The organism is Blastococcus sp. SYSU DS1021 (assembly GCF_054050995.1).
Genome location: NZ_JBJHAL010000001.1, coordinates 21,286 through 37,997, shown reverse-complemented (window position 1 = coordinate 37,997; position 16,712 = coordinate 21,286). Strand labels below are relative to the sequence as shown.

General features: G+C 74.4%; 16 protein-coding genes. 4 read left to right on the top strand and 12 right to left on the bottom strand.

The window, feature by feature from the left end; genetic code table 11:
• Together ACI8AP_RS00200 and dapE are read right to left on the bottom strand one after the other, a co-directional pair.
• Entirely contained in the window at positions 1 to 834 is an 834-nt protein-coding gene (locus tag ACI8AP_RS00200) for an LOG family protein (protein WP_456587305.1), read from the bottom strand.
• Positions 831 to 1,943, bottom strand: coding sequence for a succinyl-diaminopimelate desuccinylase (gene dapE, locus ACI8AP_RS00195; RefSeq protein WP_456587304.1), 1,113 nt, complete (start codon positions 1,941 to 1,943; stop codon positions 831 to 833). Before dapE ends, ACI8AP_RS00200 begins: the two co-directional genes overlap by 4 nt.
• Positions 1,944 to 2,081: 138 nt before the next feature.
• On the opposite strand from dapE, the gene dapD reads away from it, so the two are divergent.
• Positions 2,082 to 3,065 carry a 2,3,4,5-tetrahydropyridine-2,6-dicarboxylate N-succinyltransferase gene (gene dapD, locus ACI8AP_RS00190; protein ID WP_456587303.1) on the top strand — a complete coding sequence of 328 codons (984 nt, stop codon included), beginning with the start codon at positions 2,082 to 2,084 and terminating at the stop codon, positions 3,063 to 3,065.
• A gap of 125 nt (positions 3,066 to 3,190) precedes the next feature.
• Here the strand turns inward: dapD and ACI8AP_RS00185 are convergent, their stop codons facing one another.
• Positions 3,191 to 4,300 (bottom strand): alpha/beta fold hydrolase, encoded by a 1,110-nt coding sequence (locus ACI8AP_RS00185; protein WP_456587302.1) that lies wholly within the window; start codon positions 4,298 to 4,300, stop codon positions 3,191 to 3,193.
• Positions 4,301 to 4,462: 162 nt separating this feature from the next.
• On the opposite strand from ACI8AP_RS00185, the gene ACI8AP_RS00180 reads away from it, so the two are divergent.
• Positions 4,463 to 5,176, top strand: a complete 714-nt coding sequence (locus ACI8AP_RS00180; RefSeq protein ID WP_456587301.1) for a hypothetical protein — start codon at positions 4,463 to 4,465, stop codon at positions 5,174 to 5,176.
• A 51-nt stretch (positions 5,177 to 5,227) separates the two neighbouring features.
• Positions 5,228 to 5,776 (top strand): hypothetical protein, encoded by a 549-nt coding sequence (locus tag ACI8AP_RS00175; protein WP_456587300.1) that lies wholly within the window; start codon positions 5,228 to 5,230, stop codon positions 5,774 to 5,776.
• A gap of 13 nt (positions 5,777 to 5,789) precedes the next feature.
• Here ACI8AP_RS00175 and ACI8AP_RS00170 read toward each other — a convergent pair whose 3' ends face one another.
• The 3 genes from ACI8AP_RS00170 to fdxA form a co-directional block, all read right to left on the bottom strand.
• Positions 5,790 to 6,242 carry an anthrone oxygenase family protein gene (locus ACI8AP_RS00170; RefSeq protein WP_456587299.1) on the bottom strand — a complete coding sequence of 151 codons (453 nt, stop codon included), beginning with the start codon at positions 6,240 to 6,242 and terminating at the stop codon, positions 5,790 to 5,792.
• A gap of 260 nt (positions 6,243 to 6,502) precedes the next feature.
• A complete protein-coding gene (gene dapC / locus ACI8AP_RS00165) occupies positions 6,503 to 7,639 on the bottom strand; it encodes a succinyldiaminopimelate transaminase (RefSeq protein WP_456587564.1) in 1,137 nt (378 codons plus the stop codon).
• Positions 7,636 to 7,962, bottom strand: a complete 327-nt coding sequence (gene fdxA / locus ACI8AP_RS00160) for a ferredoxin (protein WP_012947287.1) — start codon at positions 7,960 to 7,962, stop codon at positions 7,636 to 7,638. The genes dapC and fdxA overlap by 4 nt, the downstream gene beginning before the upstream one ends.
• Before the next feature lie 219 nt (positions 7,963 to 8,181).
• Here fdxA and ACI8AP_RS00155 point away from each other — a divergent pair, with 219 nt between their 5' ends.
• Positions 8,182 to 11,043, top strand: coding sequence for a bifunctional diguanylate cyclase/phosphodiesterase (locus ACI8AP_RS00155; protein WP_456587298.1), 2,862 nt, complete (start codon positions 8,182 to 8,184; stop codon positions 11,041 to 11,043).
• Between the two features lie 41 nt (positions 11,044 to 11,084).
• Here the strand turns inward: ACI8AP_RS00155 and ACI8AP_RS00150 are convergent, their stop codons facing one another.
• From ACI8AP_RS00150 to ACI8AP_RS00125, 6 genes are all read right to left on the bottom strand, one after another.
• A complete protein-coding gene (locus ACI8AP_RS00150) occupies positions 11,085 to 11,531 on the bottom strand; it encodes a hypothetical protein (RefSeq protein WP_456587297.1) in 447 nt (148 codons plus the stop codon).
• The gene (mshB, locus tag ACI8AP_RS00145) at positions 11,528 to 12,421 is read right to left on the bottom strand and encodes an N-acetyl-1-D-myo-inositol-2-amino-2-deoxy-alpha-D-glucopyranoside deacetylase (protein WP_456587296.1); all 894 of its coding nucleotides are present in this window, start codon (positions 12,419 to 12,421) and stop codon (positions 11,528 to 11,530) included. The genes ACI8AP_RS00150 and mshB overlap by 4 nt, the downstream gene beginning before the upstream one ends.
• 148 nt (positions 12,422 to 12,569) lie before the next feature.
• A complete protein-coding gene (locus tag ACI8AP_RS00140) occupies positions 12,570 to 13,685 on the bottom strand; it encodes an ABC transporter ATP-binding protein (RefSeq protein ID WP_456587295.1) in 1,116 nt (371 codons plus the stop codon).
• On the bottom strand, positions 13,678 to 14,730 hold the full coding sequence (locus tag ACI8AP_RS00135; protein WP_456587294.1) for an ABC transporter ATP-binding protein: 1,053 nt from the start codon (positions 14,728 to 14,730) through the stop codon (positions 13,678 to 13,680). Before ACI8AP_RS00135 ends, ACI8AP_RS00140 begins: the two co-directional genes overlap by 8 nt.
• Entirely contained in the window at positions 14,727 to 15,668 is a 942-nt protein-coding gene (locus ACI8AP_RS00130) for an ABC transporter permease (RefSeq protein ID WP_456587293.1), read from the bottom strand. Before ACI8AP_RS00130 ends, ACI8AP_RS00135 begins: the two co-directional genes overlap by 4 nt.
• A complete protein-coding gene (locus ACI8AP_RS00125) occupies positions 15,661 to 16,584 on the bottom strand; it encodes an ABC transporter permease (RefSeq protein WP_456587292.1) in 924 nt (307 codons plus the stop codon). Before ACI8AP_RS00125 ends, ACI8AP_RS00130 begins: the two co-directional genes overlap by 8 nt.
• Positions 16,585 to 16,712 lie beyond the last annotated feature (128 nt).

Genomic DNA, 16,712 nt, shown 5'->3' with positions numbered 1-16,712 from the left:
TCAGGCGTCGGACGGGCGGGTGTCGACGGGCGCCCGCATCCCCCCGCCGCTGTCCCCTGCCTGGCGCGCCGCCTCGGCCGCCTGGATGACCGCCACCGCCTCGGCGACGTCGTCGGTCACGGTGACCAGGTCGAGATCGCCGGGGCTGATCGTGCCCTCGGCGATCATCGTGTCGCGGATCCAGTCGATCAGGCCTGACCAGTACTCGCTGCCCATGAGCACGACCGGGAAGCGGGTGACCTTGCGGGTCTGCACCAGGGTGAGCGCCTCGAACAGCTCGTCGAGCGTGCCGAAGCCCCCGGGCAGGATCACGAAGGCCTGCGCGTACTTCACGAACATCGTCTTGCGGACGAAGAAGTAGCGGAACGAGATGCCGACGTCGACCCACTCGTTGAGCTCCTGCTCGAACGGCAGCTCGATGCCCAGCCCGACCGACATGCCCCCGGCCTCGGAGGCGCCCTTGTTGGCCGCCTCCATGGCCCCGGGGCCGCCCCCGGTGATGACGGCGTACCCGGCCCGGGACAGCGCGGCCCCGAGCTCGACGCCGGTGGCGTAGTGCGGGTGGTCCCGCGGCGTCCGGGCGCTGCCGAACACGCTGACCGCGCGCGGCAACTCGGCCAGCAGCCCGAAGCCCTCGACGAACTCGCTCTGGATCCGCAGCACCCGCCACGGGTCCGTGTGCACCCAGTCGCTGGGGCCCCGCTTGTCGAGCAACCGCTGGTCGGTGGTCGACCCCTGCCGCTGCGGGTCGGGCTCGCCGCCGCGCAGCATGATCGGGCCGCGGTGGCGGGTGGGCCGCGGCCGTCGGCCGTCGGACGGCGGTGTGGCGGTCATGCGGTGCTCCCGGAGAGGTAGGCGGTGAGGGCGTCGACGGTCGGCTGCAGCCGGTCGACCAGGACGTGCTCCTCGCGCGTGTGGGCGAGCTGGGGGTCGCCCGGCCCGTAGTTGATCGCGGGGATGCCGAAGGCGGCGAACCGGGCGACGTCGGTCCAGCCCAGCTTGGCGCGCGCCGGGCGGCCCACGGCGGCCACGAACGCGGCGGCGGCCGGCTCCGCGAGGCCGGGCAGCGCCCCACCGGCGTTGTCGACGACGGTCAGCGTCGCGCCCGCGGCGATCGCGTCGGCGAAGACCTCGCGCACGTGCGCCTCGGCGGCGTCCTCGTCGCGGTCGGGGGCGTAGCGGAAGTTCACGGTGAGGGACGCCGCGTCGGGGACCACGTTGCCGGCGACCCCACCGGCGATGCCCACCGCGTTGAGCCCCTCGCGGTAGGTGCAGCCGTCGATCTCCACCTCGCGCGGCCGGTAGGCGGCCAGCACGGCGAGCGCGCCGGCCAACCCGTGGATGGCGTTCTCCCCCAGCCAGCTGCGCGCGGTGTGCGCCCGGCGGCCCTTGGTCGCCAGCACGGCCCGCAGGGTGCCCTGGCAGCCGGCCTCGATCTCGCCGTCGGTCGGCTCCAGCAGGATCGCCAGGTCGCCGTAGAGCCAGCCGCGCCGCTCGCGCGCCACCCGACCCAGGCCGTTCTTCACCGCCTCGACCTCCTCGTTGTCGTAGAAGACGAACGTGAGGTCGTGGGCCGGCTCCGCCCCGGGGACGCCGAAGACGGCGGCCAGCCGCAGCATCACCGCGTCACCGGCCTTCATGTCGCTGGTGCCGCAGCCGTAGAGGCGGCCGGTGGCCTCGTCCAGCCGGCTGGGCACGTTGTCGGCGATCGGCACCGTGTCCAGGTGCCCGGCCAGGACCACCCGGGTCGGCCGCCCGAGGTTGGTGCGGGCGAGCACGGCGTCGCCGATGCGCTCGACCTCCAGCCCGCCCAGCGCCCGCAGCGCCGCCTCGACCGCGTCGGCCAGGGCCGCCTCGCTGCCCGACACCGACGGGGCGTCGACCAGGGCGCGGGTGAGCGCGAGGACGTCGGCGGACAGGTCGAGCGGCGGCGGTGTGCTCACGACGAGGAAGCCTAGTGAAAGGACCTGACTGCCCCCCAGGACTCGCTGACGCTCGCCCCGGGTCCCTGCAGCCAGGCCGCTCCTGCCCCTCACCACCGGCCGCGGCGGCACGGGGAGGCGCTGGGTAGCGTCGTCGTCGTGACTGACGCAGCGTCCGCCCCCGTCTCCGCATCCGCCGCCGGCCTGGCCACGGTCACGCCGTCGGGCACCGTGCTGGACACCTGGTACCCCGAGCCGCGGCTCGAGGCCCCCGCGGGCGCGGCCACGGGGACCACCCGCCTGGGCGCGCTCGAGCTCTCCGGTGAGCTGGGGCCCGACTACGGCGGCCTGGTGCGCCGCGACGAGGCGCGCGGGGTGGAGGTCATCGCCGTCCGCACGGTGATCGCCGACCTCTCCCAGCCGCCGGTGGACACCCACGACGTGTGGCTCCGGCTGCACCTGCTGTCCACCCGGCTGATCACGCCGCACCAGGCGAACATGACCGGCGTGTTCGGCCTCCTCACGAACGTGGCCTGGACCAGCGCCGGGCCGGTGGAGGCGGCGACGTTCAACGCCCACCGGCTGCGTGCGGCCCTCGGCCACGTGACCGTCTTCGGCGTCGACAAGTTCCCGCGGATGGTCGACTACGTCATCCCGTCCGGCGTGCGCATCGCCGACGCCGACCGGGTCCGCCTCGGCGCCCACCTGGCCGAGGGCACCACGGTCATGCACGAGGGCTTCGTCAACTTCAACGCCGGCACGCTGGGCCCCTCGATGGTGGAGGGCCGGATCAGCGCCGGTGTGGTCGTCGGCGCCGACAGCGACATCGGCGGCGGCGCCTCGATCATGGGCACCCTGTCGGGCGGCGGCACCCAGGTCATCTCGATCGGCAGCGGCTGCCTGCTCGGCGCCAACGCGGGGATCGGCATCTCGCTCGGGGACGGCTGCGTCGTCGAGGCCGGGTGCTACGTCACCGCCGGGTCACGGGTCACGCTGCCCGACGGCTCCCAGGTGAAGGCCAAGGAGCTCTCCGGGCGCAGCGGCCTGCTCTTCCGGCGCAACAGCGTCAGCGGCGCGCTCGAGGCGCTCCCGCGCGACGGCAACTGGGGCGCGCTCAACGCCGACCTGCACGCGAACACATAGGAGAAGGACGCCCTGCCCCCCACCGCTCGCACGCTCGCGGCGGGACCCTGCAGGGGGCCATCGGGTCGTGCCTGCGCGGAACCCTCCGGGTGCCACTCGGTGCGACGAGCCCATGTCGGCGGGGCTCAGGCCGACGTTTCCGCGGGGACGTCGAGGTGCTCCAGCAGGTCCACCACGAACTCCTGGGGCCGCTCGACGTGCGGGGAGTGCCCGACCCCGGGCAGGACCACCTCGCGGTAGGTGCCCCCGGCCGCGGCGTACCGCTCCAGCACGGCGCGGGTCTGGGCGACCATCGGCTGCGGCGGGCAGACCGCTTCACCCGGCCAGCCCGGCACCGCACCCAGCTGTCCCAGGTGGGCCAGGTCGAACATCGAGGTGTCCGACACGATCGCGTCGGCATCCCCCCGGATCCACAGCACCGGGGGCTTGCCGGCCAGCTCGGCGACACCCGACACGTCCATGACCGTCGGCGCCATCGTGTTCAGCACGCCGCGCTCCCCGGGGGCCGCTCCCGGCCACGTCGGGCTGGGCACGGAGTCGCCCGGGTAGTGGTCGGCACCGGTGCGGGTGGACAGCATCGAGGCGACGAAGACGTCCTCCATCGCGGGGTCCAGCGGCAGGGACCCCGGAGCCACGTAGAACGCCCGCAGGATCGACCGCGGACTGGTCGGGCTGTCGGCGCTCGTGTCGCCGGCAGCGAGCGCGGCGACGAACTCGGGGTTGGCCGCACCGCCTCCGGAGCCCGCGCCGTCCTCGGCGAGGCGGCGCCCCTCCGGCCCAGCCGTGCCGCCGAAGCCGTACGGCGATACCGGGGCCACCAGCGTCACCGAGGCGACCCGCGCGGGCGCGTCGAGCAGGTACTGCAGGACGACGCCCGCGCCCATGCTCCAGCCGACCAGGTGCACCCGCTCGACGCCGAGGGTCTCCACCAGCGCCGCGACGTCGTCGGCCCAGTCGCGCACGCCCCGGCGCGCGTCCACCGGGAGCGGATCGGTGTCGCCGTAGCCGCGCAGGTCGACCGCGACCGGCCGCACGCGCGTCACCTCGGCCAGGGCCAGCAGCGGTTGCTGCCAGAAGAGCGCGGAGCTGACGTTGCCGTGCACGAAGAGCACGACCTCGCCGCCGGCGGCGCCGAGCTCCGCCGGCTCCACGGCGGCCGGGTGCACGACGTTCTGGGTCAGTCGCGGGGTGGGCACCCGCGTGGCGGTGATCCCGGGCAGCAGGACGTCAACCATGGCTCCTCCTCGACGGCGGGCACACGCTATCGGCGCCGTCCGGCTGGGAACAGCCCCTCCCGGAGGGCTCGCCCGCGCGTCCCACCTCCGGCGCGCCTCGCGCCCCTGCACCGTGGCCGCGTCCGAGGAACGGCCGGGAACGGCGCTTACAGTCGGTGGACGATGACCAGCCCCCGCACCGCGACGCACCACGCCGCAGCCCGGGCGCGCAGCACCACCCGTGCCCGGCCGGCCGCCCGCCGCCGTGCCGCCGGGCACGGCGGCGCACGCCGCGGCACCGCGCGCCGCCCCCGCCGGCGCCCTCCGGCCCGCCGCCCGGCGGCCCAGCGGTCCGGCCGGTCCGGGGGCGCCACCGGGCTGGTCCGGTGGTGGCCGGCGCTGCTGGTGACCGCCGCCCTCCTCGCCGGCGCGGGCTGGGGTGCCGAGCGGCACTGGCAGCCCCCCGCGACCGGCACCTGCACCGTGCCCGACGGCTCGGTCACGGTCACCGCCGAGCAGGCCGCCAACGCGGCCACCATCGCCCGGGTCGGCCGGGAACGCGGGCTGCCCGACCGGGCCGTCGTCATCGCGCTGGCCACCGCCCAGCAGGAGTCGCGGCTGCGCAACCTCGACTACGGCGACCGCGACTCCCTGGGGCTGTTCCAGCAGCGGCCCTCCCAGGGGTGGGGCACGCCCGAGCAGGTGCGCGACCCGGTGTACGCCGCCGGCAAGTTCTACGACGGGCTGGTGACCATCCCCGGGTGGGAGGCGGGCCGGCTGACCGAGATGGCCCAGGCCGTGCAGCGCTCGGGGTACCCGGAGCTGTACCAGCAGTGGGAGGGCATGGCGCAGCAGCTCACGGCCGCCCTGGCCGCGGAGACGCTCGACTGCGCCTGACGACGGCCGGGCGCCCGGTCCCGGCGCTCGGGGGTCCCCCGGCAGGGGGACGTGGCGGGCGCGACGCTCAACGAACACCTCGGCGGCACCGACGTCCTCGCCATGACGATCGCGTCCGACGACCTCCCCCGCGCGGTCCCCTCCGCACCCACCGACGTGACCGCCCTCCTGCCCTCCCGGGAGGCGCTGCTCCAGCGACTGGCCGACGAGCTGCCGGCAGCCGGCCAGCAGCCCACCAGCCTCATCGCGCTCGGCCTGCTGCGCCGTGACGACGGGTGGCCCACCCCGCCGGACACGCTGGCGCAGGTCACCACGCTCCTGGCCCGCTCCATCCGCGGGGACGACTGGGTGGCCTCCTGCGGGCCCGCGGACTTCGGCATCGTGCTCGCCGGTCCGGTGCCGGCCGCGCAGACCGCCGCCACCCGGCTGGTCTCGGCGGTGCTCGCGCTGGGCATCCCGGGGGTGTCCGCGGCGGCGGGCATCGCGCCGGTGGACGCCGCCAGCCGGGCCGGCGAGATCTTCCGCCGCGCCACGCTGAGCCTCACCGCCGCGCGGCGTGTCGGCCCCGGCACCGTGATCCAGTACCGCGAGCCCGTCTGACCGGCCCGGGGGGTCACGCCGGGCCGACGAGGAGGACGGCGGCGAGGGCGGCGGCCAGCGCCCGGACGCCGTTCCACCAGGTCCACCGGCGGACCCAGCGGGTCCAGTCCCCCGGAGCCGCGGCGTCCGGCCGCCACCGGGCGAGCGCGTCGTTGAGCGGGACGTTGGCCGCGACCGTGACGCCCACGACGCCGACCAGGTAGAGCGGTCCCGCGGCGAGGACGCCCGGACGGCGGGCGCCGGCCAGCTCCGCGCCCCCGGCGGCCAGGCACAGCACCGCCGTGCCGAACAGCAGGGTGAGGAAGACCGGGCGGATCGCCGTCCGGTTCACCGACTGCATCGCCGCCACCCCCACCGGGGAGGGGACGGCCACCAGGGCGGGCATCACCACCAGGCTGAAGACGCTGAAGGCCCCGGAGACGAGGCCGGCACCCAGCGCGCCGGCGTGCACCAGCACCCCGGTCACCGGAGCACTGCCGGTCGCACGTGCGCCGCCACGTGCTCCCCGGCGGGCTCCACCCGGGAGCGGCGGCCGCCCACCACGGAACTCCCGGTGGTCCGGGTACCACCGGTCACGAGGATGGCCTCCGATGTCATGACCCGAGTACGGGCGACGCCGGACGAGACGGTCCATTGCCGCGACGCCGCTTCACATGCGCGGTCGTCCACGGTTCCGGAGACGGACCCCGTCCCGGCCCCGCATTTGGCCACGGCCGGCTGACCTCGTCAGGCGGCCAGGCGCTCCGCCGCGGCGTCGATCCGCTCGTCGGTCGCGGTCAGCGCCAGCCGGACGTGCCGCGCCCCGGCCGGGCCGTAGAAGCTGCCCGGGGCGGCGACGATCCCGAGGCTGGCCAGCCGGTCGATGGTGAGCCAGCAGTCCTCGTCCCGGGTGGCCCAGAGGTAGAGGCCCGCCTCGGAGTGGTCGATCCGCATCCCGGCCGCGCGCACCGCCGCGGCCAGCCGGTCCCGCCGCCGGCGGTACCGCTCGCGCTGCGCGTCGACGTGCGCGTCGTCGTCCAGGGCGGCGGCCATGGCGGCCTGCACCGGCCCCGGCACCAGCAGGCCGAGGTGGCGGCGCACCTCCCAGGCACGGCGCACCAGCGCCGGGTCACCCGAGAGCAGGCCGCCCCGGTAACCGGCGGCCGTCGACTGCTTGGACAGCGAGTGCACGGCCAGCAGGCCGGTGTGGTCCGCGCCGGCGATCTCCGGGTGCAGGATCGACCGGGGCGCCACGTCCCAGCCCAGCGTGATGTAGCACTCGTCGGCAACGACGGGCACCCCGTGCGCTCGCCCCCAGGCGACCCATCGCCGCAGCTCGTCGTCGGTCAGCACCCGCCCGTGGGGGTTGCCCGGCGAGTTGAGCCAGACCAGCGAGACGGGTGGGTGGGCGGGCGTCACCGCGTCGGCCGGCGGGGTGTCGCTCCGGTGCACGGCCAGGCCGGCGAGCACGGCGCCGACCTCGTAGGTCGGGTAGGCGACCTCCGGGACGACCACGGTGCCGGCGGCGCCGGACAGCCCCAGCAGGGTGGGGAGCAGCGCGACGAGCTCCTTGGAGCCGACCGTCGGGATGAGCGAGGGCTCGGCGCCCAGCGGGTCGCCCACGTGCACACCCAGCCGCCGGCGGAGCCAGTCCGCGGCGGCCGTGCGCAGCTGCGCGGTGCCCAGCGCGGTCGGGTAGCCGGGAGCGTCGGCCGCCCCGGCGAGCGCCTCGCGCAGCACCGCGGGTGTGCTGTCGACGGGCGTGCCGATCGACAGGTCGACCACACCGCCCGGATGCTGGGCGGCCCGCGCCCGTGCACCCGCCAGGGAGTCCCAGGGGAAGTCCGGAAGCGCCCGGGGCGCGCCGGGGACCGGAGCGGTCAGTGGCCTTCGCCCTGGGGCGGGAGCGCGGCCACCAGCGGGTGGTCCTTGCCGATCTTCCCGGTCTTGGCGGCGCCACCGGGGCTGCCCAGGTCGGAGAAGAACTCCACGTTGGCGTTGTAGAAGTCCTTCCACTTGTCCGGGACGTCGTCCTCGTAGTAGATGGCCTCCACCGGGCAGACCGGCTCGCACGCCCCGCAGTCGACGCACTCGTCGGGGTGGATGTACAGCATCCGGTCGCCCTCGTAGATGCAGTCCACCGGACACTCGTCGATGCACGCCTTGTCGAGAACGTCGACGCAGGCCTGGGTGATGACGTAGGTCACGGGGTTCCCTCCCGGGGACTCTCGGGCGGCGCGCCGGCCGGGGCCGGTCGCGTCAGATGCACCCCTAGTATCACCTCCCGCGCCGGTCGACGTGCCACGGGCCACCCGCCGCGTCCCCCGGCCGGGGCACGGGAGAGGCAGCTCCGGGCGGTCTCCCCCCATCGGGGTGGGTCACCGGCCCCCGCTCAAGCAGCCGGCCGGGGCGCCGATCTCGATCACGTGTCCCGGACGACGCAGGAGGAGGGGACGTCGCGGCCCGAGCCGTCGGCGTCCCCCTTCGACGCGCACGCCGCCCTGGTGCACCTGCTCTCCCGGCTGCGCGCCTCCTCCGGCGCGACACGGGTGTCGGTGTGGGTGCACGAGGCCTCGACCGGCCTCGTCGTCCCGTACCGGCAGTCCGGCTGCGCCACCCGGGACGCGCTCCCCCTGCACCCGGCTCTGCGCACCCCCGCCGTGCTGGCCGACTCCCCCTTCCTCTCCGCCGTCGTCACCGGTCGCCGGGGCATCGTCGCCCACGCCGACGGGCGGCGCGTCGAGGACCGCCACCTGGCCGAGGTCGGCATCCGATCGGCGCACGGCGAGCCGCTGGTGCTCGACGGCGAGGTCGTCGGCGTCCTGACCGTGGAGCCCGCCGCGGCCGCAGCCCCCCACCTGCTGCGCCAGGTGGCCCCGCGGATCGCCGCGGCGCTGGCCGAGGCGTGGAGACGGCGCACCCAGCAGCGCCGGCTGGCCCAGGCCGCCGTACTCCTGGAGCTGATCGAGTCGGCCGCGCAGGCCCAGTCGATGGACCACCTGCTCGGCTCGGCCTGCCGCCAGCTCGCCGAGCTCGGCGAGGTCGAGCGCGCCTGCGTCTTCCTGCTGGAGGACGGCCGGCTCGTCCCCCGCATGGCCGCCTACGCCGACGGCCGGCAGGACCTCGCCACCTGGCGGCAGTTCCGCAACGCGCCCGTCGCCCCCGAGCTGGCCGAGACCGTGCTGCGCACCGGCACACCCATGACCGCCGACCGCGAGTCGGGGTCGATCTCGGGGTGGTGGGCCGACTCGTTCCACATCGCCTCCGCGCTGGCGGTCCCGCTCGGCCGGGGCCCCGACCTGGCCGGCGTCCTCACGCTGGACAGCACGCAGGTCCGCCCCTTCTCCGAGGACGTCCGCCGGCTGGCCGCCGCCGCCGGTGCGCACCTCGGCGGCGTCATCGAGCAGGCCCGCACCAGCCAGGCCCGTGCGGCGTCGCTCACGACCGCCCGCGTCGTCCGGCAGCTCCTGGTGGACGGCTCGGCGGTGACCGGGGCTGCCGCGGCCGCCGAGGTGCTGGCCCGCGCCGTCCAGCGGCTGGCCGGCACCGACCGGAGCGCGGCCTACCTGGTCGACGGCGACGGGCGGATCAGCGAGGTCCGGCACGTCGACTGGCCGGAGGAGCACAAGCACGTGGTGCAGACCCGCCTGGTCGGCCGCCCGGCGAGCGGCGTCCCCCTGTGGCGGCTCACGAGCGAGGAGAAGTCGGCCGTCTTCGTCGAGGACGCCGCCGCCACCGACCTGCTCGATCCGGAGCTCGTGCGGGCGCTGGAGGTCAACTCCTACATCAGCGTGCCGCTGATGTCCGGCGACCGGCTCCTGGGCCTGGTGGTCACCGGATCGGTCGGTGCCACCCGCACCTGGAGCTCGTCGGTACGCGACGCCGTCCGGCAGGTCACCCTCGAGGGGGCGCTGGTGGTGGAGAACGCCGAGCTGCGCGCCGCCGAGCAGGAACGCCTGGCGCAGCTGGCCACCGAGGCGCACCACGACCCGCTCACCGGGCTGGCCAACCGCCGCAAGTTCATCGAGACGGTCGAGACCACCGTCTACGGCGACCGCGACCGGCGCTGCGCCCTGCTCATGATCGATCTCGACCGGTTCAAGGAGATCAACGACAGCTTCGGGCACAGCGTCGGCGACGACCTGCTGTGCCTGGTGGGTCCCCGCCTGGAGCGGACCCTGGGCCCCGCGGACCTGCTGGCCCGCATGGGCGGTGACGAGTTCGCCGTCCTGCTGCCCGACGCCGATGCCGCACGGGCCCGCGAGGTGGCCGAGGACCTGGGCGCCGCGCTGCGCGACGCCTTCGTCCTCGACGGGACGTCCCTGCACGTGGACGCCAGCATCGGCATCGCCCTGTGCCCGGACCACGGCCGAAACCGTTCGCTGCTCCTGGCCCGGGCCGACACCGCCATGTACGCGGCCAAGCGCGGGCGCCACGGCTACGAGGTGTGGGCACCCGACGGCACCCCGGCCTCCCGCGACCGGCTGGAGACCCTGGAGCAGCTGCGGTCCGCCCTCGACGGCGAGCAGCTGGACAACCACTACCAGCCCCAGCTGGACCTGCGGACCGGCAGCGTCGTCGGGGTGGAGGCGCTGGTCCGCTGGAACCACCCGGAGCGCGGCCTGCTCTACCCCGACGTCTTCCTGCCGCTGGCCGAGCAGGCCGGTCTGATGCGCCGGCTGGCGCTGCGCGTGCTGGAGCGCTCGCTGCGGGACCTGCACACCTGGCGGACCCACGGCCACGACCTGTCGGTCGCGGTGAACCTGTCGGTGTCCAACCTGCAGGACGTCGCCCTGCCCGAGCAGGTGGCGATGCTGCTGGACGCCTGCTCGGTGCCCGCCGGCGCCCTGGTCCTGGAGATCACCGAGGACGTGCTCATGGCCGACGCCGCCCGCAGCCAGCAGGTCATGGCGGGGCTGCGGCGGCTCGGCGTGCGGCTCTCGGTGGACGACTACGGCACCGGGTACTCGTCGCTGTCCTACCTGCGGGCGCTGCCGGTGGACGAGCTCAAGCTCGACCGCAGCTTCGTCACGCACCTGACCTCCGACCCGCGGGCGGCGGCGATCGTGCGCAGCACGCTGCAGCTGAGCCGCGACCTCGGGATGAGCATGGTGGTCGAGGGCGTCGAGGACGCCGATGCGCTCGCCGCCCTGCGCGAGTGGGGCTGCGACGTCGCCCAGGGCTACCACATCTCCCGGCCCATGCCGGCCGAGCGGGTGCTGGGCTGGCTGAACGCCCGCCCGCTGCCGGCCGCGCACGGTGCGGTGACGCCTCCTCGGCGGGACTGAGGCGCTGCGCCCGGCGCCGGCCCGCTACACGCGGCCGGGATTCACCGAGCACCACCGGTGGGCTCCGCGGACGTGACCCGTCGACCGGGTCCCGCGGGCGTGGTCCGCCGGACCGGCGTGCCGAGGGCCAGGCCGACGGCGAGGGCCGCGGCCAGCACACCCAGCAGCAGGAACGCGCTGCTCGCCGCGCCCAGCGCACCCCCGGAGACCAGCAGCAGGTCGCCCTCCGGGCGGCGCTGCATCGCCGCCAGCGCGACGACCAGCCAGGTGACCGCGGGGAGCGCGGCGACGACCTTCGACCCGCTCAGCCACAGCGCCGCGCGGACCAGCAGCAGGTTGCCCACCACCGCCGCGACCACCGACACGGGCACCAGCACGCCACCGACCCGCAGCGGCAGCCAGAACACCTCCACGATCGCCAGCCACGCCGCGACCACGACCGCCGCGACCCCCAGACCGGCGCGCGCGACCGGCCCTCGTCGGCTCACCCGGGCAGACCGGCGAAGAGGTCGTCCTCCCGGCCGTCCGGCCCGGCGCCGGGCCCGCGCTCGCCCTTGACCAGCCGGTAGTACTCGACGCCGAGCACCTCCTGGCCGAGGTTGTTCGACAGGGCGAAGAACGGCCCGTCGACGGTGATCTGGGTCGGGTGGGCGCGCATGGCGGCGTCCTTGCGGTCGGCGTACGCACGGGCGTCGACGGCGCAGTCGACCACCTCGTCGGGGACCACGAAGGGCACGTCGTCGACGTCCCCCAGCCCCTCGAAGGGCGAGGCCTCACCGAGCGCGGCGAGGGCCTCGATGCCCTCCCGCACCACCGAGCGCGGCATGGCCGACCAGTACACCTTCGCCACGTCCCAGACCGGGCCGAGATCGGGGCGGTAGCCGGGGTCGGCCGCGGCCTCGACCGCCCGCATCGCCACCCGATGGGCCTGGATGTGGTCCGGGTGGCCGTAGCCACCGAACTCGTCGTAGGTGACCAGGACCTGCGGCCGGACCTCGCGGACGACGGCGACGGCGTGCGCCACCGCCTCGTCGAGGTCTGCGTTCCAGAACGCGCGCGGGTGGTCGTTGGCCGGCGTGCCCATCATCCCCGAGTCGCGGTACCGCCCCGGTCCGCCAAGGAAGCGGACGTCCACGACCCCGAGCGCCGCCATCGCCCCGCGCAGCTCCCAGATGCGGTACCCGCCGAGCTGGTCGGCCTGGTCCGCGGCGAGTTGGGCCAGCTCCGGCACGAGGACCTCCCCCTCCTCCCCCAGCGTGCAGGTGAGCAGGGTGACGCCGGCGCCCTCGGCGACGTAGCGGGCCATCGTGGCGCCGTTGTTGATCGTCTCGTCGTCGGGATGCGCATGCACGAGGAGCAGTCGTCGGTCAGCGGTCACGGTCGGCCATTCTCCCTGAGGCCGTCGCCGCATCGAGGGGGCCGGGGGCCGCAGCGCCGTCCTCCCCCACCGTGCGGCGTCCTCCCCCACCGTGCACCGCGAGGGGGGACGCGCTGGGATCAGGTCACCTGATCCCAGCGCGAGGTGCTCAGCCCTCCGTGGGGACGACCGCGCGCGCCTCGGCGAAGTGGCACGCCGACGGGTGGCCCTGCCCCCGGTCGACCAGGGCCGGCGGCTCGGTGGCGCAGATGTCCTGGGCCTTCCAGCAGCGGGTCCGGAACCGGCAGCCCGACGGGGGGTTGGCCGGGCTCGGCACGTCGCCCTGCAGCAGGATCCGCTCCTTGAGCCCGCGCAGGTGCGGCTCGTGCACCGGGACGGAGGAGAGCAGCGCCTGCGTGTACGGGTGGGCGGGCGAGCCGTAGACCTGGGCGTCGGTGCCCTCCTCCACGATGCTGCCCAGGTACATCACCGCGACCCGGTCGGAGATGTGCCGCACCACGGAGAGGTCGTGGGCGATGAACAGGTAGGAGAGCCCGAAGTCGTTCTGCAGGTCCTCCAGCAGGTTGACGACCTGCGCCTGGACCGAGACGTCCAGGGCGCTCACCGGCTCGTCGCAGACGATGACCTCGGGCTGCAGGGCGAGGGCCCGGGCGATGCCGATGCGCTGCCGCTGCCCACCGGAGAACTGGTGCGGGTAGCGGTTGACGAAGTCGGGGTTGAGCCCGACCCGCTCCATCAGCTCCTGGGTGCGCTGCAGCCGCCCCTTCTTCGGCGCGACGTCGGCGTGCACCGACCAGCCCTCGGCCACGATGTCCCCGACGGTCATCCGCGGGTTCAGCGAGGCGTAGGGGTCCTGGAAGATGATCTGGACCTCGCGCCGGTACTGCTTGAGCGCGCGGCCGCTCATCTTCGTGACGTCGTCACCCTTGTAGAGGATCTGCCCGTCGGTCGGCTTCTCGAGGGACACGAGCATCTTGGTGACCGTCGACTTGCCGCAGCCGGACTCGCCCACCAGGCCGACCGTCTCCCCGCGGCGCAGTTGCAGGTTGACCCCGTCGACGGCGCGGACGTGGCCGACCGTGCGCCTGAGGACGATGCCCTGGGTGAGCGGGAAGTGCTTCTTGAGGTCCTTGACCTCGAGAAGCACCTCACCGGGCCGGTGCGCCGGGCGGGTCGCCGCCGCGTCGGCCGCGTCGGACAGCCTCTGCCGGTCGGCCTCCGCGGACAGGTCCGCTGCGCTGCTCCCGGAGCTGGCGTCAGACACCGAGGACCTCCTCGCTGTAGTGGCAGGCGGCCTCACGGCCCGGGACGACCAGCCGCAGCGGCGGGGCGTCGGCGACGCAGTCGCGACCCGCGGCGGCCTCCGCACCGGTGCGGCGCTTCGGGCAGCGCGGGTGGAACGGGCAGCCCGACGGGATGGCGGCCAGGTTGGGCGGCTGCCCGCCGATGGGCTGGAGCCGGCCGCCCTTGACCTCCACCTGCGGGATGGAGCGCATCAGCCCGTCGGTGTACGGGTGGGCCGGGTTGCCGAACACCTCGTCGACGGTGCCCCGCTCGACGATGCGGCCGGCGTACATCACGGCCACGTTGTCGGCGACCTCGTTGACCACGCCGAGGTCGTGGGTGATGAGGATCAGCCCCATCCCGGTGTCCCGCTGCAGGTCCTTGAGCAGGTCCATCACCTGTGCCTGCACCGTGACGTCGAGCGCGGTGGTCGGCTCGTCGGCGATGAGGATGCGCGGGTCCAGCGCGAGCGCCATGGCGATCATGACGCGCTGCCGCATACCGCCGGAGAACTGGTGGGGGTAGTCGTTCACCCGCTGCCTGGCGGCCGGGATCCGGACGCGCTCCATCAGCTCGACCGCGTGCTCCTTGGCCTCCTTGCGCGAGGTGCCCCGGTGCGCCCGGAACATCTCGCCGATCTGGAAGCCGACGCTGTACACGGGGTTCAGCGAGGAGAGCGCGTCCTGGAAGATCATCGAGATCCCCGGCCCGCGGACCTTGCGCTGCTCCTCCTCCGGCAGCGTGAGCAGGTCACGCCCCTGGAAGACGATCCGGCCGCTGGTGACCTCCGCCGGCGGGGAGTCGAGGATCCCCATGATCGCCTGCGCGGAGACGGACTTGCCGGAGCCGGACTCACCCAGGATGGCGAGGGTCTCGCCCTCCGAGACGGTGTAGCTCACGCCGTTGACGGCGTTGACCACCCCGGACTCGGTGCGGAACTCGACCCGCAGGTCGTCGACCTCGAGGACGGGTGTCCCGGCGCCGCGGGCGGGGCCGGGGGAAACGGACGTGGACGCGGTGCTCATGAACGCTGCTTCGGGTCGAGGGCGTCGCGCAGGGCGTCACCCATGAGGACGAAGGCCATCACCGTCAGGGTGAGGATGAGGCTCGGGAAGAGGACGGCGTGCGGCGCGGTGCGCAGCAGGCTCTGCCCGGTGTTGATCTGCAGACCCCACGAGATCGCCGGCGGCTGGAGCCCGACCCCGAGGAAGGTCAGCGTCGCCTCCGCGGCGATGAGGATGCCGATCGTGATGGTGGCGTAGACGAGCACCGGGGCGACGGCGTTGGGCAGGATGTGCCGCATCAGGATCCGGATGTCCGAGGCCCCCATCGCCCGGGCGGCGGCGACGTAGTCCGAGCTCTTGATCGCGATCACCTGCGAGCGGACCAGCCGCATCGCGGTCATCCAGCCGAAGAGCGCCAGCGCGATCGCCACCGCGATCACGCCCCGGCCGAGGATGCCGCTGCGCAGGACCACCAGCGCGCCCAGGATCAGCGGCAGCGCGTAGAAGATGTCGGCGATCCGGCTCAGGATGCTGTCGGTGACGCCGCCGTAGAAGCCGGAGATGGCGCCGACCAGGACCCCGAGCACCAGGATCACCACGACCGCCAGCAGGCCGATGATCAGCGAGTTCCGGGCGCCGTAGACGACGTTGGCCAGGTAGTCGCAGCCCTGCTGGTCGAAGCCGAACCAGTGCTCCGCCGACGGCTCGGCGTTGGAGTTGGACAGGTTGCACGACCGCGGGTCGACCCCACGGGCGAAGACCGTCGGCAGCAGCGCCATGCCGACGAACAGCAGGCCGAGCACGGCGCCGATCCAGAAGAGGAAGTTGCGCCTCAGCTGCCGCCAGGCGTCGCTCCAGAGGCTGTTCTGCCGGGCCTGCGCCTCCTCGTCGTGCGCGCCGGTCACGGCACCGGCCCCGGCCTCGTCGTGACCGACGGCCGTCAACTTCGGGTCACTCATAGCGGATCCTCGGGTCGAGGACGGCGTAGAGCACGTCGACGACCAGGTTGAAGAAGATGAAGACGAAGACCAGGAGCGTCACGATGCCGACCACGACGGCGCCCTCCTGGGCCCGCACGGCGTCGAAGACGGCTCGGCCGATGCCCGGCAGGTTGAACACCGTCTCGGTGACGATCGCACCGCCCATGAGGGTGCCGATGTCGGCGCCGATGAAGGTGACGACGGGGATCAGGCTGTTGCGCAGCGTGTGCCGGACGATGACGTCGCGGCGCGGCAGGCCCTTGGCGCGCGCGGTGCGCACGTAGTCGGCGCGCATGTTCTCGGCGATGCTGGTCCGCGTGAGGCGGGCGACGTAGGCCAGCGACCCGGCGGCGAGGACGAGGCCGGGCAGCAGGTAGCTGTACCAGCCCTCGTTGATGCCGGCGATCGGGAACAGGCCCAGCTGGAGCCCGAAGGTGAACTGCGCGACGAACGCGAGCACCAGGATCGGGATCGAGACGATCAGCGTGGTGCTCACCAGGACCACGTTGTCGAAGAAGCCGTTCTTGCGGATGCCGGCCAGCACGCCGGCGACGATGCCGATGACGATCTCGAAGGCGATGGCGACCAGCGCCAGCTTCACCGTGACCGGCATCCGCTGGGAGATCGTGTCCAGCACCTCGCGGCCGCGGAAGTCGGTGCCGAAGTCGCCCTGCAGCAGGTCGCCGACGTACTTGACGTACTGCAGCCACAGCGGGTCGTTGAGGTTGAACTCCGCGGTCAACTGGGCGACCACGGCGGGGGCGAGCGGGCGATCGCCGCCCAGGGCCCGGATCGGGTCGCCCGGCAGTGCGTAGACCAACGCGAAGATCAGGAACGAGGCCCCGACCAGGACGGGGATCGTGAGTAGAAAGCGGCGCGCGATATAGCGGCCCATGTCGCTCCTCGGTCAAGACGCGCCACGCCCATGTCGCGGGCGCGGAGGCGTCGTCCATGATGCGGGACGAGCCCGAGCGGCCGACCGCCGGGGAGCCCGACCCGGTCTGGGCGGGGGTCCCCGGCGGC